Raw genomic sequence first — 24,902 nt, 5'->3', positions numbered from 1 at the left:
GCCCAAGGGCGTGCGGGCGTTTGCATGGTGGAAGTGTGTAACGCCCGCGTCTTTGGATGCTGGGGTGCTTATTGCTGGAGAGGATGGGTGGTTTAGCGGCCTTTGAGTTCTTCGGCTGTATCGGTGAGGTAGCCCTTGGCTTTACGTACTTCGAAGGGGAGTGATGTTTCCCGGGTGGTGAAGGCGTTGTTGAGGCTAATAATCTGACCGTTTGTGGGGTGGGTAATGTGTGCGCTCCAGATTGTTTCAAGCGTGATGGTTTGGGAGGGGAAAGCCTCCTGGTAGATGTGCCGCAGTCTGCTGATGGGGAAAGGGCCCGAGGGGTCAGTGGTGACCAGCGGAGCACTGCCGTCATTGAAGGAGTAGGAGTAGGAAGACGCTGTAAAGCTGACGTGAACGGGGTGTCCAAGGAGTTCAACGGTTGCGTCGCGTTGAGGATTGGTGGCATGCACGAGGGTGGGCACGCCGACGTAGGCGCGGGAATGAGGCTGCACTTGCAGGCCCGCTCCATCAATTTTTGCCAGGGCAAGTGCGCGGTAGGCGAGTTCGCCCGCTGGTAGAGCGTCAATGGGGTCTTCTGGTTGGGGTTGGTCTTCGGGGTAACAGGCAAGATTATTTCGGGGAATGTTCGCAAAGAAGCCTTCGCAGGACTCGGCAGGAGCTGTATGAGGGATGATGCCCCACCCTTGCCACAACTCACCAGGAGCAGGAGTCGGGGCAGGCGGTTTGAGGGTGTCAGATTGTCTGTGTAAGTGCTCTTCATCCGCTTCATGATTGCCACGCTACAGCGTGACAATGCCGAATTTCATGAAAACGGTAAAACTGTGGATAACTTTTCTTCTGAATGCAGGAACGGCTGTTCTGTACATGTTGGCGTCATGAGAACGCCTTAACACCTTTTGTACGAGGTGTACCGCGTACAAAAGGTTCTAACTCGCACAGAAGGCGTCGGCCTGCACAGAAGGTGCTGACAGGGGATGAGTTCTCACGGGGGCAGCCCCTCAAGAAAAGCTCAAAATTCGGTAGTGCGAAAAATAGAGGGGTGCTGCTTGGGGGAATCTCATTGCAGGGTGCGAAGGGCCTTGTGTTCGCTGAAAGAAGTGCGCTCTTTCCTGAAATGACACGCAAGCCTTTGGGTGTCAGATTATTTCGGCCGCTCGAATCGTTGGAATTACGCCAAAAAGTGGTTACGAAGGTCCCGCTTTGAGGGCTTAGGGCTTACTAAACTCCCTTATATGCTGCTCGCTAAATGTCCCGTGAATGTACGCGCGAGATTGACCTCCATTGATGTCGATCCCGCCTATCAACTCCGTCTTCAAGAACTCGGTCTACGCCCCGGCGCCGAGTTCTTTTTGACGAACCGTGCCGCCTTCGGAGGCGTCGTCATCAATATTGCTGGCACTCGCGTTGCCGTTGACCGCCGCTCCGCTGGCCGAATCCAAGTAGAGGTGGCGAAATGAGCTGCTCAAAGTGTGGGCCCGGAACCCCCAATCAAGGACCAGTCCTCGTCGAAGAAACCGCTGACGGTAAAAAGGTTGAACCCACCATCCTGATCGTTGGTAACCCCAACGTCGGTAAATCCACGCTTTTTAACGCCATTACGGGTGCTCGTCAGGCCGTCGTCAACGCGCCCGGCACCACCGTTGAGGTCATGCGAGGCCGCTGGGGAAGTCTCGGCGCCCGAATCCTCGACATGCCCGGCACCTACTCTCTGATCGCCAACTCCCCAGACGAGCAGGTCGTTGTCGATACCCTTGCCGGGGCGCCAGGATCCTTCACCGACCCCGCGCGAGGCCAAGGCGTTGACCTCGTTCTTGTGGTCCTGGATGCTACTGCTATTACCCGCTCCCTGTACCTGCTGGGCCAGGTCGCCCGAACCGGCCGCCCTGTCGCCGCTGTTGTGACCCTCAATGACGTGCAAGAACACGACACCGGCAAGCGCGTTGACGTATCCGCACTCTCGCGCACACTGGGCATCCCCGTCATGTCCATTGACCCGCGCTCAAAGAAGGGCATCGAAGGACTGGACGACATGGTCGCCGCAGCCCTGCGCACTCGCCCTCGCGTGACGGGCATTGTGCCCGACCCGCGTTCCCCCGGATACAACCACACGGCCGCTCTTGCTGCTGCCTCCCGCGGACATCGCGAGGTTGACCCCCTGGAGATGACGGCACTCACCGTGGCGGACGCTCACTCCACCACCCCCTGTGGCTGCGGGCATGAGGCAATGAATTGCAGCGAGGTGCCCGACTCCTCGGCTGCCGCTGCCGCCGCCCTCGCCGCAGAAGAAGCTGGCGGTCGTGACTCCCTGGCGGACGCTGACGAGATCTTCCACTGGGTCGAGGCTGTCGAGGACGGAGCCTTCGGTGCGCGTGCCGATGCGGCCACCCTCTCCACCTCGGATAAGGTCGACCGCCTACTGCTTCACCCGATTGTGGGTATTCCCGTGTTCTTTGCCCTGATGTGGCTGCTGTTTAAGGCCGCCGCAGAATGGGTGGGCCCCCTGCAAGAACTCTTCGACGGGCTCTTTTCCTCCACCGATGAGGGCGCATTCTCGCTTGCGAACCTCATTATTGCGGGCTTGACCGCCGTGGGAGCCGAAGGTGGCTGGCTGCAAGAGTTCCTTGTCGGCGGCCTGGCTGCCGGCCTGGGTGTCGTTGCCTCCTTCCTGCCCCTGATGTTCGTTATCTTCCTCATGATTGCGATCCTGGAAGACTCGGGCTACATGGCACGCGCTGCCTTCCTAGGGGATCGCGTGATGCGACTCATCGGCCTGGATGGGCGCGTCATTATGCCTCTCATTATGGGCTTTGGCTGCAACCTGCCCTCTTTGGCTGCCACCCGCACCCTGCCCAGCGCCAAGCAGCGCCTGGTGACGACGCTGATTATCCCCTACACCTCGTGCGCCGCGCGCCTGAGCATCTACCTGATGATCGCCCGCATTTTCTTCCCCGACAATGCGGGAACCGTCGTCTTTACCATGTATGTGCTTTCAATCATCATGGTGGTGATTGGCGCGCTCGTACTCAAGCCTTTCATCACGAAGGGTGAGTCCCAGGCGCCCCTCATGCTGGTACTCCCGCCCTACCAGGTGCCCCGCGTCCTCGTCATCCTCAAGAACACCTGGATGCGCGCATGGTCCTTCGTTCAGGGGGCGGGCAAGATTATCGTCATTATGACGATCGTCGTGTGGCTCATGTCAGCCATTCCCGTCACCTCGAAGCACTCCTTCGCTGATGAGATCCCCATGGAGGAATCCCTTTACGGCGCGACCGCCATGGCCCTTGAGCCCGTGTTTGCCCCCGCAGGCTTTGGCGAGTGGCATATGACGGGTGCACTCATGACCGGCTTCGTCGCGAAGGAAACCGTGATTTCCTCTATCGTCCTGTCCTACAACCTTGATCCTGAGGTGGACGGCGGCGACGCTGAGGATGCAGGCGAGGACTTGGGTTCCCTGCCTGAGCTGGTGACCCAATCCTTTGAGAAGTCGGCAGGAGAAGCCGCGCCGCTGGCCGCTTTCGCCTTCCTCATGTTCGTTCTGACCTACACGCCGTGCCTGGCCACCGTTGCCGAGCAAGCGCGCCAGATTGGTGGGCGCATTACGGCTTTGTCCGTGGTCGTGCAGTTGGCGGCCGCATGGGTGCTGGCGGTGGCGATCTTCCAGATCGGACGCCTGTTCTGGTGACACGCTCGTCGTTACGTGCTGCGTGGAGGAGGCTCGCTGAGGGCCGCCTCCACGCGGCGCGCTCGCCGCAGGACGAGGCTCCTGCCGCCACTACGTTGAGGGGAACAGCGCCTGCCCGCCCGCCTGGCGCTCGCCAGAAACTGTATGTCGCCCTACGCAGGGGCGCGACCTTAAACGCGGCCGCAGCTCAAGCCGGTGTTGATCTGGCATATGCGGAGATTATGTGCGACGAGATGAAACGCCAAGGGCTGCTTGACCGGGCTGAAAGCCTGTGCGCTTCAGGTCTTGGCGCATGCGGAGGCGGCACCTCCGATGAGGTGAAGATTCACTGCGCGGGCTGCCCGATATTGCCCCTCAAAGTGTCCTAACCTGCCCGGTCAGGCCGGTGCCCCAGGCGTAACGCCTGGGGCACCGGCCTTGAAGCTACAACCAGTTCTTACGCTGGCAACACAGGGCGGCTGAAATGGTAGGAGCTGATCCGATATCCGTGCCGGAAATATAGGCGGTGTGCGTCCTGGCGTTCCGCCTGCACACCAGAATCCAGATGAATCTGAGCGATACCCAGGTGGCGGGCTTCCTCCGCAATCCAGTCCAGTAGTAGTGAGGCCGCGCCCTTGCCGCGAGCCTCAGGCAGGGTGGAGAGGTCGTCAATATAGAGGTGCTCACCCCAGGCCAGGTTTCGCCCCATTCGGAAGCCCGCCACGGCGATGGCCTCGTCAGACGCGCCCTCAAAGACGCCGAGCAGACGGTAACCCTCCTGCATGTGGGCCGCCACAAGTGCGGAAAAGGATGAGGCAGTCAACGCTGGGCGCAGCGTCTGCATAGCAGTAAAGCCGAGGTGGGCATCACGGGCAGTGAGCTCACGAATGTCCATGAGGGGCCTTTCCATAGGAGAGCGAAACGGTAGAGCGCTGCCCGGTCTGTTGGCCGATTGGCCAGCAGACCGGGCCGGAGCGCCAGCATCCGTCGGGAGTTACTTCGCTTGAAGAGTCACTTCAACCTCGGTGCTCTTCCCGTCGCGAATGTAGGTGATCGTGACCGTGTCCCCCGCACTGTAGCGGCGGATGAAGCCCGACAGGGATCGCGCGGAGGTCACCATAGAGCCATTGACGTGAGTGATCGCATCCCCCACACGCAGGCCGGCCTGCTCGGCGGCGCCACCGGGAACGAGGCTTTCAATGCGGGCGCTGACATAGGTGTTTCCATCAGATTCAACGGCGGCGGTTGCAATATTGACGCCAAGGATCGCGTGGGCGACGGTGCCAGTCTGGATGAGCTGGTCAGCGACACTACGCACCAGGTCAACGGGAATGGCAAAGCCCAGACCGATGGAGCCGGCCGTATCTGATGAGTTCTGGGCCAGTGAGGCAATAGAGGAATTAATGCCAATCACTGAACCGGCCGCATCAAAGAGGGGACCACCGGAGTTACCGGGGTTAATGGAGGCATCGACCTGAATAGCGTTGGTGACCACGGATTCAGTGGCATTCGCATTGGGGTCAAGCTGGCCGAAAGGATCGTTCGGATCGTACTGAGGCTGCGACTTGGCTTGCACGGCCACAGGACGGTCCAGGGCGGAAATAATGCCGGTGGTGACGGTGTTCGACAGGCCCAGTGGGGAGCCGATGGCCATGACATGCGAGCCGACGGTGAGGTTCGCAGAGGACCCAAATTGAGCAACGGCAAGGTCAGCGGGCGGGTTTGTCAGGCGGATGACGGCGAGGTCGGTGCTGGGGTCGGTACCGACAATGGTGGCTTGGTAGAGACGCCCATCTTTCAGCGTCACCTGGATGCGGCCCTGATTATTCACGGCGGGCATGATGACGTGGTGGTTGGTGACGATAGTGCCATCAGCGGCGTAGATGACGCCTGAACCAACGCCCGATTCCGTGGGCGCGGCAACGTTAATCGTGACGACGGTGGGGGAAACGGATGCGGCAATGGCTTGCCAGTCGATGGAGTCGCCTGCAGGCGCGGCGGCTGCGGGGGCCGGTGCGGGCGACTGTGACGAGGCTGGAGCGGTTGCCATGTTTCGGGGGCCAAAATACTTCCACAGTCCGTACATGCCGCCCATGCTGAGGGCTGCGGTCAGGAGCATGGCGAGAAGAAGGGTGCCCAGCCCGACGCCCTGACGTTTGGAGGTGTGCCCATGCTGAGGCGGCATGGGAGCGGGGAAAGCAGGAGGTGGGGCAGGAGTTGGGCGACTATCTTGCGGCCGGGGCGTGGCGGGCTGGTCGCTTCGGGCGAAGGACGAGGCCGGAGCTGGGGGTGCAGTTGGGGGTGCAGGCGTGGGCGTGGAAGCGGGGGGCGTCATCGCAGTAGCGGCAGGGACAGCCGGTGCGGTAAAGGGTGAGGGCGCATTGGCTGAAGTTTGCGCGCTGGCTGGCGTCGGCACGCTGGCTGATGCTGGCGCGCTGGAGGAAGCTGGCGCAGCGGTTGCAGCGGCAGCGGGCGTGGCATTGGGGAATGCTGGAGGGAGAGGCCGCTGAGGAACCTCTCGGGAAGCACTCTCTGCAGGAGGCTGCGTCGTTGAGCGCGCAACAGATGAAGCGGCTGAAGCGTCCGAGGTAGTGGTTTCTTCACCCGTCCAGCGGCTTTCGGGTGCGGGCGCCGGCCAGGGCGCGGCGATGGGATCCATCGGCGTGTTGTGTGCGGCCTCAGTCAGGGAAGCAGTGGCAACATTCTCGCGTGTCTGCGCTTGAAGAGCTTCGGGCACTGCGGGCATCGCGGGTGCCTCGGGCTTTACGTGGTGTGCGGGCTCTGCTTGTGCCTCAGCCTCTAGCTGGCGCGCGGGTTCTGCTTGCGCCTCAGGCGCGACTTGACGAGCCGCCCCCTCAGATGCAGATGCGGGAGGCGTCGCTGCGCGCGCAGGGTCCTCATCGGCGGGAGGCGTTGGCGTGGGAGGAGCAGGCACAGGCGGAATGATGGTGCGGTTTTCGTTATTTTCGCTGAAAGGTAACTCGGACATGAATCCTTCTTTCTTATGTCGCAACGCTAACCATTGTGCGTCAGAGCCGTCACCGGCACCTGATATAAAACTGAACGTATCCAAAAAGACATAGGGGAAGGTAGGGGAGATTCCGGGGAAAAATCAGGGTAGAACAAGGCAATCTTTCACCCACCGCAACTCTTCGCGCGGAGCCTGAATCCTGACGTGAACGACCTCAATCCCACTGGGGCGAACCCTGCACATGCGGCGTAAATCCGCCATATTATCCGCCTGCCTGTACGCCGCGCCGTAGGCGCGAGCAAGGTCTTGTACCGACACCTGCTGAGGGGTGCCAAACCAGCGTTCAAACACCTGCGCATACTCGGGCCGCCCATGTTCCAATGAGGCGAAAATCCCACCACCCTGATCGTCCACCACAATGATCTGCACATCAGGAACAGGCTCGCCCGGAGCAATCGACAGGGCAGAGACGTCATGGAAGAACGCTAAATCACCGAGCATCACCCGCACCGGCTCCCCTGACCCCCAGGCCAGGCCTAAAGCGGTGGCGATAGTGCCATCAATCCCAGCAAGTCCCCGGTTCGCGCACACGCGGGTGCGGCCACGGCCTCGTGCCACAAGATCAACGGCGCGCACCGAGTTCGACGCCCCAAGAAGCAAAGTGGACTCTTCACTGCCCCAGACAGCCTCAGCTACTGCCAATAATGACAAGGCCGCGTCACCAGGCTGAGTATTACCAGCTTGAGCATTATCACGCTGGGCACTACCACGCTGTGTGTTGGCAGCCGGGGTGGTAGCAGCCTGAGCGCAATCAGGGAAAGCCGCAGCCTCCTGCGCGGCGGAGCGCTCATCGAGACGCTGACCCACCCGGGCAGAGGCCTCGCGCCAAGAGGGCAACCATGCCGCGTCAGCATGAGGCCCCTGCGGCGCGTTCAAAGCAGCGCAGACCACATCAGCCTGCCCCGCAACGTCAGGCCATTCCTCCCAGGGATGCACAACAATAATCCGTACATCCGTGCGAGCAAGCAGAGCCGACACAGGCCGAGACAGCGTTGGCCTGCCGGTCACCACCAGCTGCTCAATTGAGGCAATCGAGGAAGCCTCAGCCGAGCCCGAATCATCTGGCAACGTGGCATCCAGCGCCGTCAGCAGCGTTTGCTGGTGAGGCACCCACGCCGCTGAGTCCGTGACATTACTTGACGGTTCAGCCAACAAGGGCACGCCCGCAATCTCGGCCCACGAGGCCGCCCGCCGATCCGCCCCATCGCCGGCAATAATCACTGTCCGCAGGTCAGGGTTGACCGCCTGCTCCCATGGCAGGGGAACGAGAGCGGCGCGGAGAACCTGCGGGCCAACCGCCCCGTTTGCCCTTGAGGCGAATGCGGGAGGAACGCCGAGAGAAGCAGGATCACTAGGAGGAAGTGCAGGAGGAGTGCTTGGACGCAGAGAAGCGTCAGGTTCTGTCGATCCCAGGCGTAAGGATTCTGGCACCAGCGGATCACGGAAACCCACATTCAGATGCACAGGCCCAGGCCGCCCCGATGGGCAGCCCTGAGCAGCCGCACAAGCCCGGGCGACCAACGCCTCAAGACGATCATCAGCGCCGATGCCAGCAGGAACATCCCAGGAGGCCCGCACGTGAGCGCTAAAAATCCCCACCTGAGTGGTCGTCTGTGAAGCCCCCACATCGCGCATTTCAAAGGGTCGATCCGCACTGACAACAATCAACGGCAAAAAGGAATGGGAAGCCTCCGCAACACCCGCATGAAACTCAGCAACAGCGCCACCAGAGGTACACATCAGCGCCACAGGACGAGGCGCTGCACTTGACCCTGGCACCGTGTTTGTCGTGAACTCTGCCCTTTCGCTGAACGCAGCCAGCGCACCCGCCCTCGACAAACCGACGGCAACGAAAGCAGCCGCACGCTCATCAAGACGAACATGACAACGAAGCTCGCCGGCCGCCTCGGCCTCGGCCAAAGCGTACGCCAAAGGTGCCGAACGTGAACCAGGGCAATACACCACGTCCCGCACGCCCTGCGCGCGTAAAGCCCGCAACAGCGTGCGAGCTACAGATATTGACGACGACTCAGCGACCGACACCCTCACACTGCCTTTCCACCCGCTGTCTTTCTGCTCACTGCCTTTCCAGCCGGGGCAATACAACCCCTGTGCCCACAGAATACCCCCGCGAGCCACCACACTTGGCACACGAAGCGACAGAGGCCACTCAGGCAGAACCCATCACGTCACACATCGCCTCAAGACGAGCCAACCAGCGCGTCAAACACTCTTCCTCAACCGGAACGCGATCAATGAGCTCCTCATCAGGAGCAACCGAGCGGCACTCCAACATGCCATTCACTGGCAACAATGGAGACGCCGACACATCCGCCGACAGTAACTGCGAGGTCGCTAAACCACAGGCATAGGGCAGCTCAGGCAAAGCAGCAGCCAAAGCCACGCCCTGAGCCAAGCCCACCGAAGAATCCACCGCAGAAGACACCACAACATCCAAGCCAGTTTCCGCCGCAATCGCCAAAGCGCGCTCCACACCACCTAGCGGAGCAACCTTCACCACCGCAATATCAGCGGCCTCAGCGCGCACCACCGCCAAAGGATCCTCCGCACGGCGAATTGACTCATCGGCAGCAATAGGAATATCGCATGTGCGTCGCAACTGCGCCAACTCATCAACCGTCGCACAGGGCTGCTCAACGTACTCAAGGCCCCCCACAGCCTCAGCCGCCCGATCTAACTCCAGCAGAGCGTGACGCGCCTGCTCCACATCCCACGCGCCATTGACATCCACACGCAGATGCGGACGCGGAAGATTCGCCATCGCCCGCAGCGCAGCAGGGCCCGCCATTGACGACACATCCTGCAAAGGACGGGCAAGCTCAGCTAAAGCCTGCGCGGTAGCCTCCACGCGAGCGCAATCCTCAGCGAGGCTCCCGCCCGGGTCAGCCACCTTCACCTTCGCCGTCAAGCAGCCATCAGAATTGAGCACGCGCTCGCGGGCGACAGACGGGGAACACACAGGGATCGTGACATTAACGGGAATACGCTCACGCAAAGCAGGCGGGGCCGGACGCAGGGCCGAACGCAGGGCGGAACGCAGCCATACTGAAGCCTCGTGGGGCCCGTAGTCCCAAAAAGGTGCGGCCTCCGCCCAGCCGTGAGGGCCATGGAGAAGCAGGCCGTCGCGTACTGTCACCCCGCGAAAACGCATCCGCAGTGGCGTTGAATACACGAGCAGGCGGTCAATACCCTCAAGCGTGCGTTGAACAGCGGCGGGCAAGGAAGAAATCGCCACTTCACTGAGTTGGAGGCCCGAACCTGCCGATGGAGGCTGCATTGAGGTGCGCTCACCGATTGGCGTTGAATCAGAAGGAAGGGACGTTACCCCCGGAGGCGCGGCATGGATACCACGAAGATCCGTGCGGGTAGAACTCAGAAGAAAGGCATTCACAGTACTTCATTCTCTCCTGAAACAACGGCCCGTTGTGCGCGCAGTTCGGTAACGAAATTGCGATGCAACACAGGGACATGAACAAGGGGGCAAACGTGGTGGGAGGCGCCTTCGCCGTAGGTTCCCAGGTGGCCTGTCATACGGTCAAGCACAGCAGTAAAATCCGCGTACTTCTTGTTGAGGCGCGCCTGCGTTACGCGGTCTAACTCTGCGCGGCGGATCGGGCAGGTGTTATCAGCCAGGTCAGCGCGTTTCACGCATACGGCATCGGCTTCAAGGAGGCGCTGAATGTAGTCCTCAGAGGATTCGCCCTCACGCTTCGTCATGGCATCAACCATGCAGACAACATGCTCGGAGAAACCGAGATCCCCCAGGATGTCTGTCGTCATCCAGGTGTCCTCAATAGTGTCGTGCAGCCATCCTGCAGCGACGATCTCTGGGGAGAAGCCCTGCTCCTTCAGAAGGTAAGCCACCCTTCGTGGGTGGTCAATGTACTCTTTGCCAACCTTGTCGAGCTGGTTGCGGTGCGCTTCGCGGGCAACAATTTCGGCTGCCTCATCGGGGGTTTTGGCAGCGAGGGCGTGGGCGCGCAGTTCTTCAAGAACGTCTGCACGAGGCAGAGGCGGCGTTGGAGGAACGCTAGTAGCATCCTTTGCCATTGCTGTTCCTCCCTCCACTGGCTGCTTTTGGCACCGTAATATCCCTATTGTCCGCCCGCAGGGTGCATGTGTGCTAGAGGAAGGACGTCAGTGTTGACCTGGGTCAGAAAAGCTGCCCAGATGTGCAGCCTAGGTAGTGAGCCCAGACAATCAGCACAGTGAGTCGGGCCAGCAAATCAGCCCACTTGCGTGCTTCATCGGCCTCAGGATAGTGCTGCATCCACAACCACGGCCGAACGTGGAGCCACCACCACATGCCCCGTACACTCAGCGCCGGTCAGAAGATCCCTGCCGACCACGCCGGAAAGCTCGCCAGCCCGATCCGAGTGGTTGAGAATGAAACTCACGCTGCCACGCTGAACGGCCTCGATCCCGTCAGGCAGCCCCGTCATCGCAGGGCGGACGCGCGCATAGGCGCACACAACGGTCAGCAGCGCGTGGCGAGTCACTGCATCACAGTCGGTCGCCACATACCAGGCGGTGCCCCCACTCTTGACCGCAGCGCGAGTGATCGCGGCGTTGCCCACCATATCCGTGCTGCCACCTCGTCCGTCGAAGGCGGCGACTACCTCGGCAACGGCTCCTTCGCTGTCGTCGCCCTGCGTGTGTGGCCATAGTGCAAAATGCGCGGGCAAAGGGGCATCTGGCGACATACCTTCGCTGGAGGGCGAAACGGGGTGAGTAGCAGCGGTGCTGAAGGGGCGGATGTCCTCCACCCAGCGGCCACCTTGTAAATCAGGGACAGGCTTACCCAACCCGTCACGGGCACGCAACAGCGGAGCTGACAGCGGCTCAATCCCCACCCACATTTCTGCAGCCGGAGTAGTGACCGCGCGCGAGATGCGGGCCGTCAACGTGTCCCGTTCACTCACCGTATTCACCGGCCCCGACAGCGGCGCATGGTCAACCACCTGCACGCCCAACACGGGCCTCCACGACCCCAGGTAGCCGCCCAACGAGGCCCCCAGCGTCGAATCAACAACGCCGCTGGGGCCCGTCACCAGCACCTGAGCGCCGCGCGCAACCGCCCGCTCGCAGGCAGCCGTGAAATCGGGATAGTCAACGAACAATGCGGGAACGATCACCAGTGAGTAGGCATCCAGAGAGTCCTCAACGCCAATAATGTCAGCGGTGATTCCAGCCTCCCACAAGCTACGATGCCACGCCCGCGCCTGCGTGAAGGGCTCATCCTCGGCGGCAGGGCCAATCGAGGCGCGCCGCGCCCACTCCGACTCCCAATCAATGACGATCGCTACCTGCGCCAACACGCGCTGCTCGGACACAGTACCCAGGCGCGCCAGGGCTTCACCGGTGTCCACCACCGCCTGCCAGGTGGGGCTCAGGCGCCCAGCGTGGGGCACCATCCCCGAGTGGAAAGCCTCTGAGCCACGCGCCGACTGACGCCACTGGAATTGCAGGGCACCCTGGGAGCCTCGCGCAATAGACGACAGCGTCCACAGGAGGAAGGTGCCAGGACGCTTCGGGGAGTTGCGCGGACGCCACTGCACGGCCGAGGGCGCCTGCTCCATCAGCAGCCAATTGTCGCCCTGAGCCAGGCCGCGCATGAGGTCACCATTCCAGGCGATCTCCCACGCGGCGGCCGGGTCAGCCGGATCGGGGTAAAGGTCGTTCGTGATGATGTCCAGGTGCTCGGCCCACGCCCGGTAGTTGAGCCAGGGGAAAGCGCCCATAAAGTTCGTCGTGATGGGCAGCGTCGAATGGGCGCGGATCGCGGCGGCTTCTTCGGCCATCATGGAGCGAAGTTGCGCGTCGCAGAAACGCCGCCAGTCCAGCATCTGGCTGGGATTGTGGAAGGACGGCATCGCGCGCGGCGGGGTGACCTGGTCAAAGCTCGTGTAGGTCTGCGACCAAAAAGCGGTGCCCCATGCGGTGTTGAGGGCATCAACGCTGCTGTAGCGTTCGGCCAGCCAGGAACGAAACGCGCTGGTGCAGGCGTCGCAGAAACATTCGTGAACGTGGCAGCCGTACTCATTGCCGATATGCCACATCACCACGCCCGGATGGTCTCCGAAACGCCTCGCGAGGGCGTCCGCGAGCGCGCGGCTGCGTTGGCGCAGGTAGGGCGAGGTCAGGCAGGTGTGCTGGCGTGAGCCAAAGCCCAGGCGCACGCCCTGGGCGGTGACGGGCAGGATGTCGGGATGCTCGTGGGCCATCCAGGCCGGTGGCGAGGCCGTTCCCGTGGCCAGGTCCACGAAGATACCGCGCTCGTGGAGGCGGTCGATAATGCTGGCCAGCCACTCAAAGTCGTAGTGGCCTTCGCATGGTTCCAGGCGCGCCCAGGAGAAGATACCCAGGCTGACGAGGTTCACCTTCGCCTCCGTCATGAGGGCAAGATCCTCGTCGAAAGTGCTGCTTTGCCAGCGGACGGAAGGGGAGGGGGCAACGGTGGAGGGGGTGCTGGTGGGAGGGGCGTCGACCTCGTTCACCGAAGCGGAGGAAGATTCCGGGAGGGCGGGCCAGTTGCGTGCGTCCACCCACTGCTCGGGGTTGTAGTCGCCACCGTAGGCCAATCCACCCAGACGCTCAACAAGGCGAGCAGCGGCGGAGAGCGTGCCTGAAGGCTCGGCGCTCGACGGTGAGGCAGTGCTATGTGAGGCAGCGTGAGTTGAGGCAGGAGAGGCTGGCACAGAAGTCATGCTCCCAGCATATCCTCCTGTTGAAGTGGCCTCTCTAAGTGAATCTTGGGTGATGTTAGGGCGTATCGCACCTGAGGCTCAGCCTTTTCTCACTTGCTGCAGAGCTTCAAGGGCGGCTGCGGAGTCTATGTCGTAGAGACCGTTCTCGATAGCATCCCGTGACAGCGCATTGAGAAGCTCATGTTGCCTCTTGCGTTGGCGTTCCATGTAGGCGAGCATGTCCGTGTTGCAGAGGCCTGTCAAGTGAACCGTTCTGGGTTTTGTTCCGGGGTCAAACCTGAAAGGGGATGGTTCTCGTGGCGAAGCAATCGTGCTGGGGAGTTTAAGCAGTGCGCTGTTGGGTTGGTCAATAATCCGTTTGGTTGCCGATGAGACGATCTCCTTGACCATGCCTATTGGCCTGAATGTTAAAAAGCTCGGGATTGCACCTGAGAGCGTGCGTCACTGCTACCACGATCCAACCATGAATGAGCATCATGTTGATCGGCCACTGGCCCAAGAGGTCAAACCTGACTTGCATAGGTGGTGCGGTTTTTCCTTGCTTGGGGCCTGTTTTTGTTGATTTTCTACGGTTTATGGTGTTGGGGTTGGTCACTAATGGGGTGTTTAGAATAGGGGTGTGGCCCCGTTTGTTCGCCCGTGTGAGAACTGCTTCTGGTGCCGACTGGTGTGCAGATCGTGGAAAAGCAGGGACGCAAGAACGTCGTACTTAAGCATGTGGGCTCTGCTCGCAATGAGGTTGAGCTTGCCGCATTGATGCAGGCCGCTCACGATGAGTTCCATCCTGGCCAAACAGTTTTAGACTTCGAACCTGAGCGGCGCTATGCCACGAGCGTTTTGCGTGTGGGAGGTAAACGCTCTGCCCTGTTGTGGAGTGTGTTGAACAAGGCCTATGCGGATGTTGGTTTTGATGTGCTGGGGGATGAGGCGTTTAAGCAGATGGTGCTGGCGCGTTTGATTGAACCATGCTCAAAGGAAGCCACCATTGGCGTGCTTGAGCGCCTCGGTGTTGAGCATGTCAGCTGTCGGAGGTTGTTTAACTCCCTCAAGCGCTGCGCTCAGCGTTCCTATCGGGACCGGCTTGCTCAGGCCTGCTTTGCTCACGCCAGCACTCATGGGGATTTGTCCCTTGTGCTTTATGACGTGACGACCCTGTATTTTGAGGCCGAACGCGAGGACGAATCCTGGGATGCCAACGGGGCGTTTCGCCGTATCGGGTACTCCAAAGAACGCCGGGTTGACCCCCAAATCATTGTTGGCCTACTCGTTGACCGGGCGGGAAACCCTCTGGAGGTGGAAGCCTTTGAAGGGAACAAGGCTGAAACCCACACCCTCATCCCCATTATCGAGCGCTTCCAAGACCGCCACGGTGTTCATGATTTCGTGGTGGTAGCAGACGCAGGCATGCTCAGCGTGGGAAACCTTCGCGCGTTGGATGCGGCAGGCCTGTTCTTCATTGTCGGCGCCCGCCAAAGCCGCGCACCCCACGACCTTGAACAGTACTGGAACCAGCATGGGGACTACATGCAAGACGGGCAAATTATTGGCCAGGTGATCCCCAACCCTAACCGCAAAACATACGAGTCAAGCCTTGAGCAGGTCTCTAGCGCGCAGATGGGGCAAGAATCATGGCGGGCGTTGTGGCAGTATTCGGCTAAACGCGCTGCGCGCGACAATAAGACCCTGACCGCTCAGCAACGCCGAGCCATAGACGCCATTGAAGGTGCCAGGCCCGCGCGCAGGCCCCGCTTCGTATCCCAAAGGAGGAAAGGCCTAGCCTTTGACCAGGCTGGGGTCGACCGCGCCCAGCGCCTCGTGGGACTCAAAGGCTATATCACCAACATCCCCGCACACATCAGCGCTGGCAGTGAAATCATTGGGCATTACCACGAGCTATGGCACGTCGAGCAGTCCTTCCGTATGAGTAAGCATGACCTCAAAGCCCGGCCCATCTTCCACCACACCAAAGACGCCATCCAAGCCCACCTCACCGTCGTCACCGCAGCCCTAGCTATCAGCAGGTACCTCCAAGCCGCAACCGGACACAGCATCAAACGCATCGTCCAGACCCTGAAACGACATCAAGACATCACGATCACTCTGCCCAACGGGCAAACACTCCAAGCAGCCACGCCACTCAGCCCTCAAACCCAAGAAATCCTTACAGCTCTGGGTCACTAAACCTGTGCAAGTCAGGACCAGTATCGCGATCGTTTCGGGGCCGGTGTTCATCTGTCAGATCCTGGCTCGCCGCTGGCATACCCCAGAAGAGGTCGCCACAGCTATCGATGCCTACATTCGCTTCTACAACGACCACAGAATCAAACTCAACCTCAGAGGGAAAAGCCCCGTGCAATACCGACAATCACTGGCGGCATAGAATCAAGGAAGACTCCAAAAAGAGTCCGCACCGCCATTCGTGCGATAATGCTCTCGCTGAGACAATCAATGGCCTGTAAAAGAGTTAACTGATCTATTCCCAGTCCTGGGAAGGATTAGCAGAGGTCGAGTGGCCTACTCTGTGCTGGGGCCACTGCTGGAACATCGCCCGCCTGCATTCCGAATTGGGGTACCGCACTCCACAAGAAACAGATGACCACGACTGACACACCTACCGTGCCAACACTCCCAATTTACGAGTCGTCGCCTAGGAACAAAACCCAGGACAGATCATCAAATAACCGCACGCCGCATAAGCAAGACATGTCCACAATTTGCGGACAACCTTCAATGTGAAAGTAGTCGGATCGGGCGCGGTGGAGGAAGCCGCAGACATGTTGAGGTCTTTCAGATGGGCGGTGCGACAACTCCCATCATCGAGAAAACCCCAACCCCCCTACCTGCACACCAAGGCACCCACCATCACTACACCCCAAATGAGAAGAGTTGCTAACCGATAACAAATACCCTCTCGCAGGGATTCTACTCCAGTATTGCTCGCAAAACAGCTGATTGCACCTTTTCTAAGATCTTTTTAAAAGGTTTTTCTGAACCGACCATTGAACCTAAGGGGCACTTTTCTACGATGTTAGATGTGCTCGTCTCAATGCAATTAAGAGCTGAGTTAAAGGTGTCAGAACCTCGGAATTCGTGGCACCACAAATGTCCATCTTCACCGAGAAATGTGATGCGATGACCCCAATGTCCGCCCATGTAGTAAGGGTTTCGCCCCGGCATTACATCCTCATAGGAAGGAAAATCCTCATATTCAACGCTCCATCCATTAATAGAAGTGCCTGAATCATCTTTGTACTCCTGAGAGGGAACGCCCCGCTCCTTTAGTTGTTGCACAAATGAATGAAGCTGGGATTCGAACTCATGGAACGACTGCATGATATCCATAACAATTGCCTTTCTGTTTGAGGTCTTGCTGCAATATGAACTGATAGACTTTTTCGTCTTTATAACAGGATAGGTAGACTCGTCTGTAGAAGCTTCCTCAATGAGATGTGAATTCAAATGAGGATATCTACTTTGGATGTGAAATATGAACTCTATGTGCGCTTCCATTCTCGACTAATATCAGCCGCATCGTTCGGAAAACCTATACCGTGAAGTACGTATATTGGAAAACTTGCTTCAATTAAACATGGGACGGGAACCTCGACGTCCTTCCCCTTTCCAGTAGATAACAATATTCCTGCCTCGGGGATCACTTTATTAATCGAAATACTCCATGGCCCCCAATCGATTCTCAAAGAGTGGGATTCATTCACGGCGTTCGGGTTGGGTCTTATGTGAATCCACACCCGCCCAGAGTAGGAAGCAGGCCAAGTTAGCACGTGCGCACTCTCTGGAAACTCTGAAGCCCAAGGGTCCCAATCGCTCATCCAAAGACTCCGAATCGCAAGTTCAAGCCAGCCATCGCCACCGTACAAGTCGGAGATCAACTGAGCGTAACGGAGGGGAGGACGAAGCCCTCTCTCGTAACGACTAAGAGAACTCTTTGATAAACCCACCGTCCTACAGGCTTCACTGCCAGCAAGTTCCCGCAATCCACGTGCGCCACGGAGGCGACGCATCGCCACACCAAGAGCCGCAGAGTCTTTTGGTAAGGGATCCACAAGCAGAGTCTAGCGCATTCAGTGGTTGTGCTAGCCCGAAATCCAATTGGCTCGGGCTAGCACACGACACTTACTTTTTGCCGCTAGTTGGCGCTGAGCGGCGTCCAGTGTTCACTTGAGCAGCTACCTGCGGAATCCTACTTTGCTGGTACTGGCCTGCTTGAGTAACCGGGGACTGGGGTTGTCCTGCTACAGATGTAGCAATTGTCCCCACAATTCTCGCAGTAGTCCAAGCTTTGCTTAGGGGTCCTGAATTAGCCATCTTTGTACTCCTTTCTAGAGGACTCCAGGCGACGTCCTCACTTCTATTCTGGCGCCGCCATCAGACTTTGATATTGCCTGGGACACAAATGGGACACATGCGGCGAGTGCTTTTACTTTCACGGATTGAAACCTAAACGGGCTCCCCCCCATTTGAGCGTGTGGTGATAGTGCGACCCGGGGACGTGTTGGTGTGGGGGTAGAGGGTTGGGGTCTTATCGATAATGGGAGTTTTCACGCCGTCCATCTGAAAGACCTCAACATGTCTGCGGCTTCCCTCACCGCGCCCGGTCCGCCCACTTTCGCCTGTTTAGAGGCCCTTGGTCTTGTCGTTGACGGCCAGCGTGTCACGTATGAGCGTGCAGTACTGGAGTGTCGTATGGTCAAGCGTGATGACTGGTGTGACTGCCTGGCAGTAGTACGCGACGCAGTGAACCGGCGGTTGGCTCACGAACCCCTTTTGAGTGGCGCTCCACCCAATGCTAGAAGTGCGGTTGCGTCGCTGCCGCAGCCAAGAATACGGATATCTTTAGCGTCGGAACATGGACCTAGTGGCTGAACCTAGCGCCTGCCCATCTCGGCGAGTGGGCACGAGGGGCAACTTTACCGGGTTCGCGCAGCCACTGCACCAGAACTACCCCAGACTAGGTCCGTGCTCGATCCCTTCCATGTTGTCCGACAAGCAGGTCCGAATCTTGTTCGGTGTCGCCGACGTGTCCAGCGAGAACCACACGCACACTAGGGGCAGTGCTGCCGATCGGTTGCAGAAGGGCGCGCAAGACCCTACTCACTGGGAAAAACATGTTCACCCCGGGCAATGCGCTCCTCTGGAAGCACTGTTCGCAGCTACTGAGTACTCCCCCGGACTTGGGGTGACCTGTAGTGTGTACCAACGGATGGTGGCGGCCTGCCGCCAGGCTGATAAAGGAAAGGTAAACCCTGTTGCAAGAGCTGAGCAGCATGATCTGCACCGGAGTGTCTTCCGTCTTGAGTGAGGTCATCAAGCTAGGGCGCAAGCTGCAGAACTACGCCGCTGACAGCTTGGTCTGCTATGACTCCGACACCAGCAGCGGTCCCACTGAAGCACTCAACGCTCGACTCGAACACTTACGCGGCGCGGCACTCGGCTTTTGTAACCTGGCCAACCACATTACCCGTAGCTCCCCCGAAACCGGTGGATTCACACCCCATCTACAGCCTTAAATTAGAAGAGCTTATAAATCAGTCTTCTTATACTAAGCAACACGCGTTGGCAATAGATCATAGGATCTCTAATACCACCGGAGCTAAAGACAGCAATGAGGCCAGTAGAATTGAGCCGCTATCTCACACAAGGTCTCGCCCCATGGGGTTCTGACCCCTGCCCCGCTTGAAACGCGTACCCTTGAAGGTATGAGCGTTCTTCCCTTTGTCTCCGACACTTTTGACCCATCGCGCTGGCGTGAAGTGGAGGGCTTTAGCCTCTCAGACATCACCTACCATCGGGGTATCTCTCGTGGGGAAGAACTCGACGGGCGTCCCGCAGGGGCAGACATGCCCGTCGTGCGCATCGCCTTTGACCGCCCCGACATCCGCAACGCCTTCCGGCCCTTGACCGTTGATGAGCTCTACCGTTGCCTCGATCATGCGCGTATGACCAGTGACGTTGCTGCCGTGATCCTCACCGGAAACGGCCCCTCGCCCAAGGATGGGGGCTACTCCTTCTGTTCGGGAGGCGACCAGCGTATTCGAGGCTCCGCCGGCTACCAGTACGAGGTTGAAGGCGCCAACCCTGACGCCGACACCGCGCGGCGTCGCGAACAGGTTGACCCCGCCCGCGCCGGACGCCTGCACATCCTGGAGGTTCAACGCCTCATCCGCACCATGCCCAAGGTCGTCATTGCTGCTATCCCCGGCTGGGCGGCGGGCGGTGGACACAGCCTCAATGTTGTGGCCGACATGTCGGTAGCCTCCATTGAACACGCAGCCTTTATGCAAACCGATGCCAATGTGGGCTCCTTCGACGCCGGGTACGGCTCGGCATTATTGGCCCGCCAGATTGGCGACAAACGCGCCCGCGAGATCTTCTTCCTCGCTGAACGCTACGACGCGCACACCGCTGAACGCTGGGGCGTCGTTAACCGCGCCGTCCCCCACGCCGAACTAGAAAACACCGCCCTGGACTGGGCACGCACCATTGCCCGCAAATCCCCGCAGGCGATCCGCATGCTCAAGTTCGCCTTCAACCTCGCCGACGACGGACTGGCTGGCCAGCAGGTCTTCGCGGGCGAGGCCACCCGCATGGCCTACATGACCGCAGAAGCTCAGGAAGGCCGCGATGCCTTCCTTGAACGCCGCGAACCCGACTGGTCCGACTACCCCTACTACTTCTAGCTACTTCTAGCAGCTTCTCACCACACCCCAACCCCACACCCACACAAAGGAGAGGCCGTGACCGACAGCGTCGAACTTCCTCTTGCTTTCCTCGACGAACTCCACGACTACGCCCAAGAGCACGGCCGCGAGAACCTCGTCGATCTGAGTGTGGGCGGGCGCGCACGCTACTCCACCGACGCAGGAAACTACCGCGTCGTCCCCGCCGCCGTGTGCTTCCCCCAATCCACCGAGGACGTGCTCGCCATCCTGGCAGCCTGCCGCACACACAACATCCCCGTCACCAGCAGAGGCGGAGGCACCTCATGCGCGGGCAACGCCTGCGGGCCCGGCATCATTATCGACTTCACCCGCCACCTCAACCGCGTCATCAGCATTGACCCCGAGGCGCGCACCGCCCTCGTCGAACCAGGCTGCATTCAAGCCACCCTCCAAGCCGCCGCCGCCCCCTACGGGCTACGTTTTGGCCCCGACCCATCCTCCATGAACCGGGCGAGCATTGGCGGCATGGTCGGTAACAACGCCTGCGGCCCCCACGCCACCGCCTGGGGGCGAACCTCGGATAATGTCGTCGCCCTGGACTGCGTGGACGGCCTGGGCAGGCGCTTCACCGCGAATCTCACCCACGAGGCCACCCTGCCTGAAGTGCCCGGCCTAGCTGACCTCATCTCAGACAACCTGGCTCTGATCCGCACCGAACTTGGCCGCTTTGGCCGCCAAGTATCAGGGTTCTCCCTCGAACACCTCACCCCCGAAGGCAAGCGAAACCTCGCCGCCATGCTGGTGGGCACCGAAGGCACCCTCGTCACCGTCTTGGCCGTCACCGTGCGTCTCGTCCCCCTGCCCACCGCGCCCGTCCTCGTCGCCCTGGGCTACCCCTCCATGATCGAGGCCGCCGACGATGTGCCAACCCTGCTGCGCCACAAACCACTGGCCGCCGAGGGCCTGGATGCGCAGCTTGTCGAGGTCGTCCGCCGCCACAAAGGCCCTGGTGCCGTGCCGCCGCTGCCTGAGGGGCAGGGGTGGATGATGGTCGAAATGGGCGGAGATTCGCCCGAAGATTCCCTCGCCCGCGCCCAGGCTTTGGCCGCCGATGCTCACACTGACGCCGTTGCCGTCTACCCTCCGGGGGACGAGGCCGCTGCCCTGTGGCGTATTCGCGCGGACGGGGCGGGCTTGGGTGGGCGCACGCCTGTGAACCCTGAGACGGGCGAGGGCAACGCTCCGGCCTGGCCCGGCCTGGAGGACGCCGCCGTCCCACCAGAAAACCTGGGCCGCTATCTGCGTGACTTCACTGCGCTGATGTCCGACTATGGCATTGATGGCCTACTGTATGGGCACTTCGGGGACGGGTGCGTGCATGTGCGCCTGGATATGCCCCTCGAAACTGACGAGGGCGTCGCCCACTCGCGTCGTTTCATGGAGGAAGCAGCGAAGATCTGTGCCAGCTACGGGGGCTCAATCTCGGGCGAGCATGGGGATGGGCGCTCGCGGTCTGAATTGCTGCGCTTCATGTACTCACCCGACATGCTTGACCTGTTTGCCCAGGTCAAAGCCTTGTTTGATCCGCGCAATCTGCTGAACCCTGGCGTGCTGACCGCGCCCATGAGCGCCGAGGTCGCCGCCCAGCGGAAAGAAGAACGCAAGAAGGAACCAGGTAGTGGCCAGGCCGGGCAGGATGCTGAGGCAGGGCAAGACCCTCAGCCTGGCGTTGACCTGCTTGACCAGTATCTCCGCCGCCCCCAGGCCGCCCCCATCCCCGCCACCCGAGGCTTTGCCTTCCACGAGGACGGCGGCGACTTCACCACCGCTGTCCACCGCTGCACAGGCGTGGGCAAGTGCCGCGCGAACACCCCCGGCACCTTTATGTGCCCGTCCTACGCGGCCACCGGCGAAGAAAAAGACGTCACCCGAGGCCGCGCCCGCATCCTCCAGGAGGCCGTGAACGGTCGCCTCGTTACCTCGCTTGCAGGGCCAGAGGTCGCTGAAGCCCTGGACCTGTGCCTGGCCTGCAAAGCGTGCTCATCGGATTGTCCGGCGGGCGTGGATATGGCGAAGTTCCGCTCAGAGGTACTGTACCGGCGCTACCGAGGCAAACTGCGTCCAGCCTCGCATTACATGCTGGGGTGGCTGCCCAGGTGGGGGCGCCTGAGTGCTCGCGTGCCTGCCGTGGCAGCCCTGGGGAATCTCATGCTGGGGATCGAGCCCATCCGCCGCCTGTTCTTCCGTATTTTCGGGATGGATGTGCGCCGCCAAATGGCGCCCTTGCAGTACGGGACTTTCTCGGCGTGGGCTCGATCTCAGGGGTTACAGGACTCGCCCGCGCCTGCCCCCCATGCGCGCACCTCGCACGAGCAGACCCCCGGTGCGCAGGCTTCACATGCGCAGAGCGTGGGTACTGAGTGCGCTGCGCCCTCGACGGATGCTCGCGATCCCCGCTATGTCGTGCTGTGGGCGGACTCTTTCTCGCAGACCTTGGAATCCGAGGGTGCGAAGAACCTCGTGCGCGTTTTACAAGCCAATGGCTTCACGGTGCTCATCCCACCCGATGCCTGCTGTGGCCTGACGTGGATCACCACCGGACAGTTGGAAACAGCCCGCCACAAGCTTGAGGATCTGCTTGGCGTGCTTGGCCCCTACGCCGCTAATGGGATTCCCATTGTTGGCGTGGAACCGTCGTGCACGGCTGTTCTGCGTGATGACCTCGTTGATCTACTGCCCGAAGACCCACGCGCGCATGCCGTGAAGGCCGCGACACGGACCCTGGCCGAAGTATTGACCGAGGTCCCCGCCGAAGAACGCACCCTGCCCGACCTGACGGGCGTAGAGGTCGTCGCCCAGCCGCACTGCCACCACTACTCAGTCATGGGATGGGCGGCAGATCGGGCGCTCTTGGCATCCCTGGGAGCCCAGGTGACGGAGCTGTCAGGCTGCTGTGGTCTGGCTGGAAACTTCGGGATGGAGCAGGGCCACTATGAACTCTCCGTTGCCGTTGCTGAAAACTCCCTGCTTCCTGCCCTGCGTGAGCATCCTGATGCCGTGTACTTGGCTGATGGGTTCTCCTGCCGGACGCAGGCGCGCCAATTGGCTGACCGTGACGGCGTGCACCTGGCGACACTACTGGCTGGGGGCAGGGAATGAGAACTCTACCGTAGCCCTAATATTGCGCGTTGTTGTTAAATCTGCCCCGTGTGCGGCGCAGTTCTGTCAACAAGACGCATATTTAGGGCCCACAACCGCCACAGAAGTGCCTCAGCCCGCAATGCTCATCCCCAGCGCCTGTAGCAGGGGCGCCATCTTTGCCCGCGTTTCACGCAGTTCGGCCTCGGGAATGGAATCGGGCATGATGCCACCTCCTGCCAGAATGGTCAGGCGGCGTCCTGCTTCGGACAGTTGCCCGCAGCGCAGGGCGATACCGAATTCGCCCTCGCCAGCCCCATCAACCCAGCCCACGGGCCCGGAGTAGCGGCCGCGTTCGGTGGACTCGAAACGCTCCAAAATATCGAAGGCTAGTTTGGTGGGCGTACCGCACACGGCGGCCGTGGGATGTAGGGCGGCAATCACGTCCAACACATTGCCGCTGGCCAGGGTCGCGGTGACATCGGTGGCCAGGTGAGACACATTCGGCAGGTCAAGGACTTGCGGTACTTCGGGAACGTCCAGAGTCTGAGTAATCGGCGCGAGCGCGCGGGCCACGGATTCCACGGCAAACATGTGCTCGGTGCGATCCTTCATGGACGACATCAGGGCCTCGCCCTCTCCTGGCGAGGTCGTGCCCGCCAGCACGCGAGAGCTCACCTGCCCGCCGTGCATGGCCGCCAGCATTTCAGGGGTGGCACCAATGAGTCCTTCGACAGCATACGCCCAGGTAGTGGGGTAGAGCGTGGTGAGGCGTTCCAGGAGGAAACGCGGATCGATGGGGGTGGGGGATTGGACGACCATGTCACGGCTCATGACCACTTTCGAGGCCGCCCCCGCACGCAGCAGTTCAATCACCTCACTGACGGAGGCCATCCACTGTGCCTGTGTCATACGTCCCGGCGCTGTGGTGATGCCCTCGGGGGCGTTGGGAGCAACAGCGGTGCGAGTGGCGAGCGCCGCGTCCAGAACAGCCAGCGGATCGTTGAGTGAGGGAGCGTCTAGCCCGGTGGACGTTGCGTCGTTGGACGAGGTTTGAGCCGCCGCACTCGCGCTGTCAGCGCCCTTTTCGTGGGCAGTACTCTTCACACTGCCAGCTTCTCCGCGGGCAACCTGGGTGGTGACGACGTATCGCGTGCCACGGGCAGGGCCGAGCCCACCCCAGTCAGTACCCCACAGTGCGGTTGTTGAATGAGGGGTGTCATCGTTGCCTGCGGGCATTTCAATGACAGCCACGTCAGGCACAATAAGGAAACCGGGGGTGGTGGCTGAGAAACCGAAGGACCCAAACGCAAGGGGCAGGGCGGGCATTTCATCATCAGCGCAGGCGGGTGTGCACACGCACTCCACACGGGCTGAGCCTCGCAGGTCATCCCAGGTGCGGGCAGCATCACGGATTGCGTGAGGGCCGACCACGGTGATGCGAGCGGCCTCGCCCCAGCCAACCATGCGGCGGCTGTGTCCAAACCATGCTTGCGTGCCGTCAATGTCGGCGGGCAGTAACTCGTGGAGGCTGAGTGTCTGCGCCGGATGTTCTACGGGAATCCTCGCGATACGGACAATTAACTGCGCATCAGCGGGAGTGGTTGAAGGGGAGGGCAACAGCGTGGCAGACAGGTCGGACATGCCCCCATCGTAGCCAA

The 24,902-nt window shown here is 60.7% G+C and carries 19 protein-coding genes; 9 read left to right on the top strand and 10 right to left on the bottom strand.

Features of this window, described 5'->3' with window-relative positions; genetic code table 11:
- Positions 1-92 precede the first annotated feature (92 nt).
- On the bottom strand, positions 93-695 hold the full coding sequence (locus EII11_RS05475; RefSeq protein ID WP_124869708.1) for a hypothetical protein: 603 nt from the start codon (positions 693-695) through the stop codon (positions 93-95).
- A 540-nt stretch (positions 696-1,235) separates the two neighbouring features.
- Here EII11_RS05475 and EII11_RS05470 point away from each other — a divergent pair.
- From EII11_RS05470 to EII11_RS05460, 3 genes are read left to right on the top strand one after another with little or no spacing between them, the layout of a single operon-like run.
- Complete coding sequence (locus EII11_RS05470; protein WP_124869705.1) at positions 1,236-1,460, top strand: FeoA family protein; 225 nt, start codon at positions 1,236-1,238, stop codon at positions 1,458-1,460.
- Positions 1,457-3,685, top strand: a complete 2,229-nt coding sequence (feoB, locus tag EII11_RS05465; protein WP_124869702.1) for a ferrous iron transport protein B — start codon at positions 1,457-1,459, stop codon at positions 3,683-3,685. The genes EII11_RS05470 and feoB overlap by 4 nt, the downstream gene beginning before the upstream one ends.
- On the top strand, positions 3,637-4,053 hold the full coding sequence (locus EII11_RS05460) for a hypothetical protein (protein ID WP_240623070.1): 417 nt from the start codon (positions 3,637-3,639) through the stop codon (positions 4,051-4,053). Before feoB ends, EII11_RS05460 begins: the two co-directional genes overlap by 49 nt.
- A 68-nt stretch (positions 4,054-4,121) precedes the next feature.
- On the opposite strand, the gene EII11_RS05455 is transcribed toward EII11_RS05460, so the two are convergent.
- The 6 genes from EII11_RS05455 to EII11_RS05430 all read right to left on the bottom strand — a co-directional run bounded on the left by EII11_RS05455 (position 4,122) and on the right by EII11_RS05430 (position 13,423).
- The gene (locus EII11_RS05455; RefSeq protein ID WP_124869699.1) at positions 4,122-4,559 is read right to left on the bottom strand and encodes a GNAT family N-acetyltransferase; all 438 of its coding nucleotides are present in this window, start codon (positions 4,557-4,559) and stop codon (positions 4,122-4,124) included.
- Positions 4,560-4,658: 99 nt separating this feature from the next.
- Complete coding sequence (locus EII11_RS05450; protein WP_240623069.1) at positions 4,659-6,653, bottom strand: trypsin-like peptidase domain-containing protein; 1,995 nt, start codon at positions 6,651-6,653, stop codon at positions 4,659-4,661.
- A 123-nt stretch (positions 6,654-6,776) separates the two neighbouring features.
- A complete protein-coding gene (gene menD, locus EII11_RS05445) occupies positions 6,777-8,738 on the bottom strand; it encodes a 2-succinyl-5-enolpyruvyl-6-hydroxy-3-cyclohexene-1-carboxylate synthase (RefSeq protein ID WP_124869696.1) in 1,962 nt (653 codons plus the stop codon).
- Between the two features lie 127 nt (positions 8,739-8,865).
- Positions 8,866-9,993: an o-succinylbenzoate synthase gene (locus tag EII11_RS05440; protein ID WP_124869812.1), complete on the bottom strand. Its 1,128-nt coding sequence runs from the start codon at positions 9,991-9,993 to the stop codon at positions 8,866-8,868.
- A gap of 110 nt (positions 9,994-10,103) precedes the next feature.
- The gene (locus EII11_RS05435) at positions 10,104-10,766 is read right to left on the bottom strand and encodes an HD domain-containing protein (protein ID WP_124869694.1); all 663 of its coding nucleotides are present in this window, start codon (positions 10,764-10,766) and stop codon (positions 10,104-10,106) included.
- A 203-nt stretch (positions 10,767-10,969) separates the two neighbouring features.
- Positions 10,970-13,423 carry a beta-galactosidase gene (locus EII11_RS05430; protein WP_124869691.1) on the bottom strand — a complete coding sequence of 818 codons (2,454 nt, stop codon included), beginning with the start codon at positions 13,421-13,423 and terminating at the stop codon, positions 10,970-10,972.
- 756 nt (positions 13,424-14,179) lie between these two features.
- On the opposite strand from EII11_RS05430, the gene EII11_RS05425 reads away from it, so the two are divergent.
- Positions 14,180-15,604, top strand: a complete 1,425-nt coding sequence (locus EII11_RS05425) for an IS1634 family transposase (RefSeq protein WP_476707465.1) — start codon at positions 14,180-14,182, stop codon at positions 15,602-15,604.
- Positions 15,605-15,608: 4 nt separating this feature from the next.
- Positions 15,609-15,803, top strand: coding sequence for an IS3 family transposase (locus EII11_RS10995; protein ID WP_165867074.1), 195 nt, complete (start codon positions 15,609-15,611; stop codon positions 15,801-15,803).
- Positions 15,804-16,345: 542 nt separating this feature from the next.
- Here EII11_RS10995 and EII11_RS05415 read toward each other — a convergent pair.
- Together EII11_RS05415 and EII11_RS10990 are read right to left on the bottom strand one after the other, a co-directional pair.
- On the bottom strand, positions 16,346-16,765 hold the full coding sequence (locus tag EII11_RS05415; RefSeq protein ID WP_124869688.1) for a hypothetical protein: 420 nt from the start codon (positions 16,763-16,765) through the stop codon (positions 16,346-16,348).
- 152 nt (positions 16,766-16,917) lie between these two features.
- Positions 16,918-17,451 (bottom strand): helix-turn-helix domain-containing protein, encoded by a 534-nt coding sequence (locus tag EII11_RS10990; RefSeq protein WP_420820443.1) that lies wholly within the window; start codon positions 17,449-17,451, stop codon positions 16,918-16,920.
- An 865-nt stretch (positions 17,452-18,316) separates the two neighbouring features.
- Here EII11_RS10990 and EII11_RS11045 point away from each other — a divergent pair.
- The 4 genes from EII11_RS11045 to EII11_RS05390 all read left to right on the top strand — a co-directional run bounded on the left by EII11_RS11045 (position 18,317) and on the right by EII11_RS05390 (position 23,262).
- The gene (locus EII11_RS11045; RefSeq protein WP_124869804.1) at positions 18,317-18,490 is read left to right on the top strand and encodes a transposase; all 174 of its coding nucleotides are present in this window, start codon (positions 18,317-18,319) and stop codon (positions 18,488-18,490) included.
- A 218-nt stretch (positions 18,491-18,708) separates the two neighbouring features.
- Positions 18,709-18,951, top strand: a complete 243-nt coding sequence (locus EII11_RS05400; protein WP_124869682.1) for a transposase — start codon at positions 18,709-18,711, stop codon at positions 18,949-18,951.
- 189 nt (positions 18,952-19,140) lie between these two features.
- Positions 19,141-20,121 carry a 1,4-dihydroxy-2-naphthoyl-CoA synthase gene (locus EII11_RS05395; RefSeq protein ID WP_124869679.1) on the top strand — a complete coding sequence of 327 codons (981 nt, stop codon included), beginning with the start codon at positions 19,141-19,143 and terminating at the stop codon, positions 20,119-20,121.
- A 150-nt stretch (positions 20,122-20,271) separates the two neighbouring features.
- Complete coding sequence (locus tag EII11_RS05390; RefSeq protein ID WP_240623073.1) at positions 20,272-23,262, top strand: FAD-binding and (Fe-S)-binding domain-containing protein; 2,991 nt, start codon at positions 20,272-20,274, stop codon at positions 23,260-23,262.
- Between the two features lie 111 nt (positions 23,263-23,373).
- Here the strand turns inward: EII11_RS05390 and EII11_RS05385 are convergent, their stop codons facing one another.
- Positions 23,374-24,885, bottom strand: a complete 1,512-nt coding sequence (locus tag EII11_RS05385) for an isochorismate synthase (RefSeq protein WP_124869673.1) — start codon at positions 24,883-24,885, stop codon at positions 23,374-23,376.
- Between the last annotated feature and the right edge of the window lie 17 nt (positions 24,886-24,902).

This window comes from Schaalia canis, assembly GCF_003858455.1.
Classification (GTDB): Bacteria; Actinomycetota; Actinomycetes; order Actinomycetales; family Actinomycetaceae; genus Pauljensenia; species Pauljensenia canis.
Note: the sequence above shows the minus strand (reverse complement) of the source record. Positions and strands in the feature narration are given on the sequence as shown.

Excerpts from the sequence above, each read along its gene's own strand:
- EII11_RS05450 (WP_240623069.1), bottom strand. The coding sequence starts at position 6,653 with ATGTCCGAGTTACCTTTCAGCGAAAATAACGAAAACCGCACCATCATT.
- EII11_RS05415 (WP_124869688.1), bottom strand. The coding sequence starts at position 16,765 with ATGGATATCATGCAGTCGTTCCATGAGTTCGAATCCCAGCTTCATTCA.
- EII11_RS05395 (WP_124869679.1), top strand. The coding sequence starts at position 19,141 with ATGAGCGTTCTTCCCTTTGTCTCCGACACTTTTGACCCATCGCGCTGG.
- EII11_RS05435 (WP_124869694.1), bottom strand. The coding sequence starts at position 10,766 with ATGGCAAAGGATGCTACTAGCGTTCCTCCAACGCCGCCTCTGCCTCGT.
- EII11_RS05425 (WP_476707465.1), top strand. The coding sequence starts at position 14,180 with ATGCAGGCCGCTCACGATGAGTTCCATCCTGGCCAAACAGTTTTAGAC.
- EII11_RS05455 (WP_124869699.1), bottom strand. The coding sequence starts at position 4,559 with ATGGACATTCGTGAGCTCACTGCCCGTGATGCCCACCTCGGCTTTACT.
- EII11_RS05460 (WP_240623070.1), top strand. The coding sequence starts at position 3,637 with ATGGGTGCTGGCGGTGGCGATCTTCCAGATCGGACGCCTGTTCTGGTG.
- EII11_RS05440 (WP_124869812.1), bottom strand. The coding sequence starts at position 9,993 with ATGCAGCCTCCATCGGCAGGTTCGGGCCTCCAACTCAGTGAAGTGGCG.
- feoB (WP_124869702.1), top strand. The coding sequence starts at position 1,457 with ATGAGCTGCTCAAAGTGTGGGCCCGGAACCCCCAATCAAGGACCAGTC.
- EII11_RS05400 (WP_124869682.1), top strand. The coding sequence starts at position 18,709 with ATGATCTGCACCGGAGTGTCTTCCGTCTTGAGTGAGGTCATCAAGCTA.
- EII11_RS05430 (WP_124869691.1), bottom strand. The coding sequence starts at position 13,423 with ATGACTTCTGTGCCAGCCTCTCCTGCCTCAACTCACGCTGCCTCACAT.
- EII11_RS05470 (WP_124869705.1), top strand. The coding sequence starts at position 1,236 with ATGCTGCTCGCTAAATGTCCCGTGAATGTACGCGCGAGATTGACCTCC.
- EII11_RS05385 (WP_124869673.1), bottom strand. The coding sequence starts at position 24,885 with ATGTCCGACCTGTCTGCCACGCTGTTGCCCTCCCCTTCAACCACTCCC.